The organism is Kitasatospora sp. NPDC059812 (genome assembly GCF_042732075.1).
Lineage (GTDB): Bacteria > Actinomycetota > Actinomycetes > Streptomycetales > Streptomycetaceae > Kitasatospora.
Genome location: NZ_JBHWIO010000063.1, coordinates 44,033 through 53,467, shown reverse-complemented (window position 1 = coordinate 53,467; position 9,435 = coordinate 44,033). Strand labels below are relative to the sequence as shown.

Below are 9,435 nucleotides of genomic sequence, written 5' to 3'. Positions count from 1 at the left end.
TGGTGTGTGTGTGGGGGTGTGTGTGTGGGGGAGCGTGTGGGGGGTTTTTTTTGTGTGTGGGGGGGGGGGGGGGGGGGGGGGGGGGGGGGCCGCCCCCCCCCCCCCCCCCCGGGGCTCAGGCCTGGGCGAAGCCGCGCGCGAGCTCGGCGTCGGTGACGCGGGCGGCGTGGTGGTCGACGTCCAGGCGGGCGAGGGAGGCGAGGTGGGCGACGACGTGCTCGCCCAGCAGCGCGCAGGCGAGGGGGCTGGTCTCGAACGCCTTGATGGCGTCCCAGGCGTGGCGAGGCACCTCGGGCAGGTCGTCGTCCCAGCCGGCATCGCCGGTGACGGGCTCACCGGGGGTGAGGTCTGCGGTGACGCCGTGCCGGACGGCGGCGACGGCTGCGGCGAGTGCGAGGTAGGGGTTGGCGTCCGCGCCCGGCAGGCGCACCTCCAGGTGCAGGCCCGGTCCGTGGCCGACCACCCGCACCGCACAGGAGCGGTTGTCCCGTCCCCACGCGATCCTGGACGGTGCGAACGGGCCCCCGAGGCGCTTGTAGCTGTTCACGTACGGCGCCCACATCGGTGCGCTGGCGGGCAGCACCTCCAGCAGCCCGGCGACGGCCCGCTCACCCAGCTCCGACAGGGCGTGCGGGTCGTCGGCGCGGGCGAGGAGCGGCTCGCCTTTGGCCCACAGGGACAGGTGCAGGTGCATCCCGGAGCCCACCCTGTCCGCCGGGGCGGCCATGAACGTCGCCGCCATGTTCTGCCGGTCTGTCAGTGCCCGTGCGGCGTGCTTGAACAGCACGTACTGCTCGCAGGCCTCCCGGGCCGGGCCGTAGGGGAAGGTGACCTCGATCTGGCCGGGGGCGCTCTCCAGCTTGACCGCCTCGACGGGAAGCCCCGCCCCGGCCAGGGCCTGCCGCAGCGACCGCGAGAACCCGGCCGCCGCGCTCGGCCGGTCGAGGGCGTAGTCGCGGTCGTCCCACGTCACCGGACGCAGTCCCCGCCAGTCGGCCGCAGCTGCGTCGGCGGCCGTGCACTCGTAGACGACGAACTCGGTCTCGATCCCGACCCGCACCTCGTAGCCCAGGCAGCGGAGTTGGTCGAGCTGCTCGTCCAGGATGGTCGCCGGGGCCAGCGGATGCGGCCGGTCACCATCGACAGGGTGGGCGAACACCACGGCGGTGCCCGGCTCCCACGGGAGCAGGCGGGCCCGGCCGAGATCGGGCATCAGCGTGATGTCGCCGAAGCCGGACTCCCAGGAGAACGTGCCGGTGACCTGAGGCGTCATACCCAGGTCCGTGCCGATCACGTACCCGCACATCTCCGGGCGGATCCGCCCCGACGCCAGCCGAGCCAGCAGCACCTCGGCCTCGAACTCCTTGCCCTTGAGGCGCCCCTGCGGATCGACGGTGGCCAGCATCACGGTGTCCAGGCCGAAGACCTCCACCAGCTCCGGCAGCCAGCCGACCGGCGCGGTGGTGTCGGCGGACGGGGCCGCGGGCGGGTGGGCGGTGCGCATCGCGGGCCTCATACGATCTGCTCCTCGACCGCGGCCAGCTGCGGATCCTGGACGACCGGCACGGAGAACCGCTTGCCGGCGAGCCGCCACCACAGCGCCGCCAGCGCCAGGACCACCAGCAGGGTGACGGGGGCGTAGTTGAACGTCTCCACGGTCACCGGGTAGCGCTGCGGCAGGCACACCAGCACCGTGAGCACGACCACCCACGCCACCGCGGCGATCCCGACTGGCCGGCTCCATCGGCCCAGGTTCCACGGCCCCGGGACGAAACGGTCCCGCTGTCGCAGCCGCAGGTAGACGGGCACGATGTACGACGGGGTCATCCCGATGACGTTGACGGCGGTGACCGCCCCGTACGCCGCCGCGTTCCACATCGACGGCACCGCCAGGACGAACGCCACCGCCACCGACAGCCACACCGCCGGCACCGGAACCCTGCGGGGCGACACCCTGCGCCAAGTCGCCGAGCCCGGCAGCGCGTTGTCCCGGGAGAACGCGTAGACCATCCGCGAGCACGCGGTGACCTCGGCGGATCCGCAGAACAACTGGGCACCGATCACGATCAGCAGCAGGGCCTTCGCCCCGGTGGTCCCGAGCGCGTCCAGGAAGACCTGCGCGGGCGGCACGTCCGCCGCAGCGGTGCCCGCGTAGTCCTGCACCGCGAACAGGAGCCCGGCCAGCAGCACGAACCCGGCGATCAGGGAGACCCAGATCGAGCGGACGATGCCCTGTGGTGCGGCGACCCGCGCGTTCGTCGTCTCCTCGCTCAAGTGGGCGCTCGCGTCGTAGCCGCAGAAGGTGTAGCCGGCCAGCAACAGGCCGACCGCCGACACATAGATCGGGTTCGACCAGCCGGTGTCGTTGGCGAAGTGCCCGAACACCCAGGAGGGGGACTGGTGGTGGGAAGGGACGGCCGCGAGCACACCGACGATCACCAGTACGCCGCCGATGTGCCACCAGACCGAGATGCTGTTGAACAGGCTGACCGCCCGGACGGCGAAGACGTTCAGCAGGGCGTGCAGCACCAGGACACCGGCGAAGATCGCGAGGATCAGGCCAGGCGTCGCCTCCACCCCCCACTGCAGGTCGGCGAACGCTGCGATGAAGCTCGCGGCGCCGTAATCGATCCCGGCGATCCCGCCCAGCAGGCCCAGCAGGTTCAGCCAGCCCGTCGCCCATCCCCAGCGTGGGCCGCCCAACTGCCGGGCCATGTAGTAGAGCCCGCCGCTGGTCGGGTAAGCGGAGGTGACCTCGGCCAACGCCATGCCGACCAGCAGCACGGCCAGACCCACACCCACCCAGCCCCACATCATCACGACGGGGCCGCCACTGATCAGACCGAATCCGAACAACGTCATGCAGCCGCTGAGGACCGAGATGACCGAGAAGCTGACGGCGAAGTTGCCGAACAGGCTCATCCGGCGCACCAGTTCGGGCTCTATCCCGAGTAGCTGCAGATGGTCGTCATCCCCGTGGGGAAGGGGAACGCGCTCAGAAAGCGGCATGAGGAAGCCTCCGAGGAAGGTCGGTGGTGTCGGATCCCGGTTTGCTGACCGGGGAAGGCAGAGAGGTCAGCGGCTGGCGGCGCACGACTGGGCAAGGGCCTGCCGGAAGAGGTCGTCCGGCCGATCGCCGACGCTCACCCACGGCTGGGACGAGACGAAGGGCGACATCACCGCGAACACCTCGGCAGCATTGACGGGACGACGGGCCGCCCAGAGCGCGTGCGCCAGGTGGCTCTCGTCCACTACCGGCCACCGGCCCTGCTCGCCGGGCGCCGCCCGCCAGTTCTCGTACGCCCGAAGCACTGCGGCACGGACTCGCTCGTTCTTCGTCCACTGCAGCTCGACCGCATCCCCGCGCGGCGCCCGCCGATACTGGTCGACGAACACGTACAGCGGAAGGGCGTGCAAGGGCGAACCCGCCGGCGCGCCGGGAAGGAACGCCGCCAGGAACTCGCTCGCCGTGCCGGCGCTACCGCGGGCGAGCCAGACTCGGAGCATCCGGTGGAACGCCTCCCGGTTCCAGGGGTCAGCCCGTTGGGCCTGGGCGAGAAGCCCCCACGGTCCGGGCGGGAGCATCTGGTCGGGTGCCGGCACCCGATGCTCGGGACGGGCCTGGCTGAGGTCCAACTGCGCCAGGGCGAGCAGGCAGATCCACGGCACCGGGTCGTCGGCGAGCGTGGCCGCCGCGTCCCAGCACAGCTCCCGGGCCGAGTGCTCCAGCCGGGCAACCGTCCGGGGATCCGTCGGCTGAGCACTTGCCATGAGAGCCCGGTCCACCGCCGCCCGCGCCAGGAGAGTCACCAGGCCGACGCTGCCCGCGGCCTCGGCTCGCCAGTGGTTGAGGACATCCGTACGCGACGCGACAGCGGCGAGGACCTGGGTACGAGTCGTCCACACCGGCCAGTCGCCCCACGACTGCGCCAGCACCGCGCGGGCAGCCATCCAGCGCCCCTGCTGCAACTCCTCCACAGCCCCACGAAGCTCGCCGTCGTGGCCGCCAGGGTGCTGGACGAACCGACCTGGATCAAGGGTGAAGGCTGTGTCCACGGCCGGGTCCTTTCTGGAGGCGATGCCGATCGCACCCGAAACATGGGCGGGAGAGTAGGCAACCGTCGAGCCGCCGGATCCTGTGCGATGCTCGGGTCCGACCGGTGCTGCCGAATCTGGGCGGGTCATACGGAACCACCAGCCAAAGCCCCTGTGACAGTGCAGACTTGTTGCACCGTGCGGCGTTGATGTTGAAAATCTGCCCATGACCTGCGAAGTCAGCGGCCAAAATTCTCTGAGGGAGCGCAATGACGCGATGGGGACGGCTCGCCGTGTTGCGCAGGGCCGCCGGCTACACCCAGGAACAGCTGGCGACGGCGATGGATGTGGACCGGACGACAATCCACCGGTGGGAGAACGGCAAGGCAACACCGCGCCCATGGCAGATGCCGAGGCTCGCCAGACTCCTGAAGGCCTCCCAGGACGAGTTGCGCTCCGCAGTCTTCGGGAACCCGGATGCTGATTGCGCTCCCCGATCGGGAGCAGAGGTAGAGCGCGGCGAGTCCGCGGCGGCCGCGCTTTCGCTGCCAGGACCAGGAACCACCTGGAAAGGAGCCGCCTCCGAGCTCGGCGACGTGGGACCGCGGCTCGCCACGGTAGACGCCCTGATCGGCGACTGGGCATCCGTCAACTCGAAAGCTCCAGCTCCCGCTCTGTCGCTGCGGGTCACGGAAGAGGACGTCGTTGTCGCGGAGGGCATGCTCGGCATGTTCCGCCAGCTCGACCACACGCACGGGGCCCGTCAGCACTGGCAGCAGGTCAGCTCCTACATCGACACCGAACTCGAAGGCCTTCTGCGCCGGCCTGCCGTCGACGAACAGGTCGCGCGTCAACGTGCCCAGCTCACCGTCGGGTTCTGCGAGCTTGCCGGGTACCAGGCCGTCGACATCGGCAACCCCGACAGGGCCCTGGAGTACTACCAGCGCGCCTTGGCCCTGACGACGGCAACCGGCGATCAGGCGTACGGTGCCTACCTCGTGGCCGTGAACCTCGGGCACCTCGCCCTGCACCGCGGGACTCCGGAGACCGCCCTGCGGTGGGCCTCCTCCGCCCGCGCCGCAGCCGGTACCGCCGCGAGCCCGGCCACGCGCGCGGCCATCACGGCTGTCGTCGCCCGAGCGAGCGCCAGAATGCTCAGGGAGAACGAGGCGACCCGGCTGATCCTCGAAGCCGAGAAGCTCCTCGAAGCAGCCAGCATGGAAGACGAACCCACCTGGATCCGTTACTTCACCCACGCCTACCTCGCGGACGAGGCCGCCCACTGCCTCCACGACCTCGGCCGTGCGCCGGACGCCAGGATCCAGCTTGCCGACGCCCTCGGAGGCATCGGCAAGGACAAGGTCCGTCGGCGCGCGATCGATGCTGCTCTGCTCGCCGCGACCTGGCTGCGCAGCGGGGACGTCGACCAGGCGTGCGCGGTCGGCCGCGATGCCGTCGTCTACGCTGCCCGGACAGGATCGGGACGATGCGTCGAGCGGGTGGCCAGCATCCTGGCCGACCTGCAGACACATGCCGACTACGTTGCGGTCCGGGAACTGCGTGAGTTCGCCCGGGCCGTACTGCCGGACGCCGACAAGCTGGCGGTCACGCTGGCAGGCGGCTCATGATGCCTCGGTAGAAGTCGAGTTCGGCGCGGAGTGCCTGCTCCCGTGCCAAGGGCGCCGACAGGTAGTGGTCGCCGCCTTCCAACAGCAGGCTGTCATGCTCACCGCCTCGGCCGGCCAGCTCCTCGGCGAAGTGCATGGCCTCCTCCGCAGACGTGATCGTGTCGGCGGAGCCGTGGATCACCAGCACAGGGCAGCGGACCCCCTCGGGCTTCACCGCGCCGGCCGGCCCTCGCAGCGCAGCTGCGTGCGGACGTTGAAACGCCGGAACAGACAGCTCCCACAGAGCGGGGTCGATGATCGCCGAGATGGCCGTCGCGGCAACGAACGGTCCCGGACGGCACGCTGCCTGGAGCGCCGTGTACCCGCCCGCGCTCGCCCCGCTGATGAACACCTCTCCGGGGGTCGCCTGGCCGAGCGTCAGGAGATGTTCTGCGACGGCCGCGCAGTCGTCGACGTCGTAGGTGCCCCAGTGGGCATGCAGCGACTGCCGGAAGGCGCGTCCCTGACCCGTACTGCCGCGGTAGAGAACTTCGGCGACGGTGAAGCCGTGGCTGACGAAGTACTGAGTGACCCAGTCCAGCCGGAGGGGGACGTCGTCCGTCGGACCGGGATGGGCCCGCACGAGGAGAGGCCCCGGCCGCGTGTCTCCGGGCGGCAGGTGCAGCAGGAAGCGTACCGGCCCACCCGGACCCGCGATGGTCTCGACCGAGGGCGGAATCGGCGTCCAGGGCACAGGGAACTCGGAAGCCTTGCCCACCGGGAAGGCCTGGGCGTCCGTCCGCGCTGCCAGGTCGACTGACCAGATGGCCGGCGGGCTGCTCGCAGTGGAGCCGACCACGGCCAGGAGACCGCCATCGACGGTGACGTACGGCTTCACGGACGTGAGATTCGAGCCGACTTGTCGCCGACCGCCATCGGCGTCGACGGCGAGCAGCTCGGTGGTGAATCCGTTCATCACCGTCAGCACGATGGTGCCGTCGGCGGCGAATCCGTACGACTGGTAGCCGCCTTCCCAGGGCGCCGGCGCGCAGTCCGCGTCGATCGGCGCGACCGGCTCCACCACGCCGTCGCGTAGTCGGTACAGGTTCCACCACCCTGTCCGGTCCGAGATGAAGTACAGCAGACCGTCCGGTCCCCAGGACGGCTGCACCGCCGACTCCCCGAGGCCGCCTGCCACAACGCGGCTCGGCCCGACGATGTCCGATCGGATGTCGGCCAGCACGAGGCGAGTGCTGTCCCACGGCATCTGGTCACGCTGCCACTCCACGTACGCCAGGGTGCCTGCCGCCAGCTGAGGAGAGCCGAGGAACCCGCGGGAGCGAACCAGGACCCGGGTGTGCCCGGCCCGGGACACAGAGATGATCTCGTCCACGGTGTCGTCCCCGCGAACCGCGAGCAGACCACCGCCCGGTGCCGGAGCGAGGTCTCCGTACTGCACGGACCCAACGACAGAGTCGATCCGCTCGGGCACGCGGCCAGCCGCTTGCCGAAGGAGGGAACCGTCGTCACCGACGAACCACACTCCCCCCGATGTCACCGCGAAGGCGCCGCCACCGTAGGCATGGAGCTGGCCTCCGACTGAGAAGTCGGGGGACGTCACCGCGACGGCCGTGCCTGACCGGTCGGCGCGCATGACTCGTCGGCATCCACCGTGATCAGGATCCGACTGCAACCACCACAATGAGCCCGACGCCGACCGGAGCTCGTCGTACGCCACAACTTTCCGGGCCACCCACTCGGGCGGGAGCCCGATGCCGTCGGTCATACAGTCGAGGTCCTCTCAGCTGCGCTGCAGGCTGCTCGTAGGCTATCCGCCCGTCTGGAGAGCCACCGTACCCGGCAGTGGCCGAGGAAGCCTTCGAGGCCAACGACGGTGGCTCTCCCGTACGGGAGCTCAACGACGGGCGTGACGCACCCGACGATCAGTTGGACGCAGGCTTGGGGGCGTACCGCAGCAGCACGACGTCGCCGATCGTCCGAGCTTCCAGAAGTCCCATCCGTCGGCTGCTTCCACCGGGGTAGTCCGCCGGGTGGAGGAAGCGCGGTGCGGCGGCATCGGTGGTGTAGACGACCTTCTTGCCGCCGAAGTACCAGAACTTGAGGTCCCGGCTGAGGTCGCCGCTGGCGGAGATGGTGACCTTGAGGGGGTACTCGGGCTTGCCGGCCGCGATCCGGTCGGCGCGGCGCTTGTCGCTGTTGACCAGCAGGCGGGGGTTGTCGCTGTTGACCAGCAGGCGGGGGTTGTCGCTGTTGACCAGCAGGCGGGGGTTGTCGCTGCGCAGGGTGTTTCCGCCGATATCGCCTTCTCGAAGCCGGATGCCGCCTCACGGTGGCGCCCCAGGGACGACAACGACCGGGCGCGCTGGGCCTCCACGTAGGCCTCGTTGAGTCACCGGCCTCGGCCGAACGGTGCCTCTGGCGGCTTGGCGAGCAGCACGAGAGCTTGGTCGAAGGCGCGCTGGGCTGTCCTCTCGTCGCCGAGCAGCGCGTGTCCGTGGGCCGCGTACACCGCCCCCATGGCGTTCAACCGAGTTCCCGCGCCGGCCAAGCGCTGGGCCGCGGCGGCGAGGTCGATCGCCTCGATGGAGTCCTGCATGTCGCCGGCGAGCTGGGACTTCCGCGCCATGATGTAGGCGGTCAGCTCCTGCTCGCCGGAGGCGCTCGCCCAGTCGACGGCGCGGTCCGCCCAGTACTGGGCGGCACGGTGATCGCCGCTGTCCTGGTAGAGCCAGCTGCAGAACTCGGCGTACTCGGCCTGCACTTGCAGAAGGTCGTGCCGGTCTCGGCCGGAGGCCTCGCGGCGAAGATGCTGGATGAGGCGCACGTGCTCCTGGGCCGTGGCGACGACCTCGCGAGGCCCCAGGACGTTGTCGCACTCGACCAGCGACCTGCGGAGCAACCGTATGTTCTCGACCGGGTGGATCTCAGTGGAAAGCGCCGGCGGGACGGCCCAGGGGCCGGGTGCTGCGGATCTCTCGGAGGGTGTGACGCCCAGGACAGCGGTGCCGGCCCGCAACAGGGGCCGACGCGGCAGGCTCACGAAGACGATCCTCCCGTCGACCGTCCGGCAACCGACCCGGACGCCGCCGTCCATGACGGCCATGGACGCCACGCCGGCCCTGGTCTCCTCGGCACCGGCCGCCTCCATTTCCGGTGCCGCAGCTTGCCGGCCAGCTCCATCCGGCAGAGAAGTACCCTGCACCGGCCCCATGTTGCCGGTTGGACCGGTCCGCCCAGGAGCGTCCAGCAGGGCCTCGGAGAGTTCCTGCTGGTCAACTTTTAACAGCTCGGCGAGCTTCGGCATCTGCCACGGACGGGGCACAGCCTGACCGCGATCCCACCGGCCGGCCGTCGTCCGGTCGACCCCCATCGCGACCGCGAGGGACTCCTGCGTGTACCCCGCGCTCATGCGCAACGTGATGAACCGCTCGCGCTGTGCCCCCATCGCCCGTCCCCAAGAATGCCGGAACCCGCTTGCGCCAGAAGGTGCCAGGCCAGCGGACGCTTTGCCACACAGATGCAGCGTCAATGCAGCAATTCTGCTCTGTTCAAAGACGGTTCGCAGCGATTTCGTAGAGCTCGCCGGACACCACGGCGATACCACTGGAAGGAAGGACAAGGCATGGAGAGCACCACGCCCGCCGTTCACGACGACGAGGGCGGCCTGCTGGTCGCCGTCCGCAACATCCGAGCCGCCCGCTCCCGGGCCGACGTGCCGTCCGACAACACCGGCGGCCGATCCGACCAGAACGACACCTGAGCAGGACGCCCA

Annotated in this window: 7 protein-coding genes and 2 pseudogenes; 2 read left to right on the top strand and 7 right to left on the bottom strand. The window is 70.3% G+C overall.

Going from position 1 to position 9,435, the window contains the following annotated elements:
- Positions 1 to 115: 115 nt before the first annotated feature.
- The 3 genes from ACFV6D_RS27130 to ACFV6D_RS27120 form a co-directional block, all read right to left on the bottom strand.
- A complete protein-coding gene (locus ACFV6D_RS27130) occupies positions 116 to 1,516 on the bottom strand; it encodes a glutamine synthetase family protein (protein WP_380561385.1) in 1,401 nt (466 codons plus the stop codon).
- The gene (locus tag ACFV6D_RS27125; protein WP_380561384.1) at positions 1,513 to 3,009 is read right to left on the bottom strand and encodes an amino acid permease; all 1,497 of its coding nucleotides are present in this window, start codon (positions 3,007 to 3,009) and stop codon (positions 1,513 to 1,515) included. The genes ACFV6D_RS27130 and ACFV6D_RS27125 overlap by 4 nt, the downstream gene beginning before the upstream one ends.
- Before the next feature lie 66 nt (positions 3,010 to 3,075).
- Complete coding sequence (locus tag ACFV6D_RS27120) at positions 3,076 to 4,056, bottom strand: hypothetical protein (RefSeq protein ID WP_380334338.1); 981 nt, start codon at positions 4,054 to 4,056, stop codon at positions 3,076 to 3,078.
- Between the two features lie 248 nt (positions 4,057 to 4,304).
- Here ACFV6D_RS27120 and ACFV6D_RS27115 point away from each other — a divergent pair, with 248 nt between their 5' ends.
- Entirely contained in the window at positions 4,305 to 5,663 is a 1,359-nt protein-coding gene (locus ACFV6D_RS27115; protein WP_380493175.1) for a helix-turn-helix transcriptional regulator, read from the top strand.
- On the opposite strand, the gene ACFV6D_RS27110 is transcribed toward ACFV6D_RS27115, so the two are convergent.
- The 4 genes and pseudogenes from ACFV6D_RS27110 to ACFV6D_RS27095 all read right to left on the bottom strand — a co-directional run.
- Complete coding sequence (locus ACFV6D_RS27110) at positions 5,641 to 7,035, bottom strand: S9 family peptidase (protein ID WP_380561383.1); 1,395 nt, start codon at positions 7,033 to 7,035, stop codon at positions 5,641 to 5,643. The genes ACFV6D_RS27115 and ACFV6D_RS27110 overlap by 23 nt on opposite strands.
- Positions 7,036 to 7,702: 667 nt before the next feature.
- Positions 7,703 to 7,891 (bottom strand): annotated as a pseudogene (locus ACFV6D_RS27105) (hypothetical protein); the annotation flags it as partial.
- 161 nt (positions 7,892 to 8,052) lie between these two features.
- Positions 8,053 to 8,811 (bottom strand): hypothetical protein, encoded by a 759-nt coding sequence (locus tag ACFV6D_RS27100; protein ID WP_380561386.1) that lies wholly within the window; start codon positions 8,809 to 8,811, stop codon positions 8,053 to 8,055.
- Positions 8,812 to 8,928: 117 nt separating this feature from the next.
- A pseudogene (locus ACFV6D_RS27095) lies at positions 8,929 to 9,072 on the bottom strand (helix-turn-helix transcriptional regulator); the annotation flags it as partial.
- A gap of 213 nt (positions 9,073 to 9,285) precedes the next feature.
- Between ACFV6D_RS27095 and ACFV6D_RS27090 the strand changes: the two are divergent.
- Entirely contained in the window at positions 9,286 to 9,423 is a 138-nt protein-coding gene (locus ACFV6D_RS27090; protein ID WP_167745851.1) for a hypothetical protein, read from the top strand.
- Positions 9,424 to 9,435 lie beyond the last annotated feature (12 nt).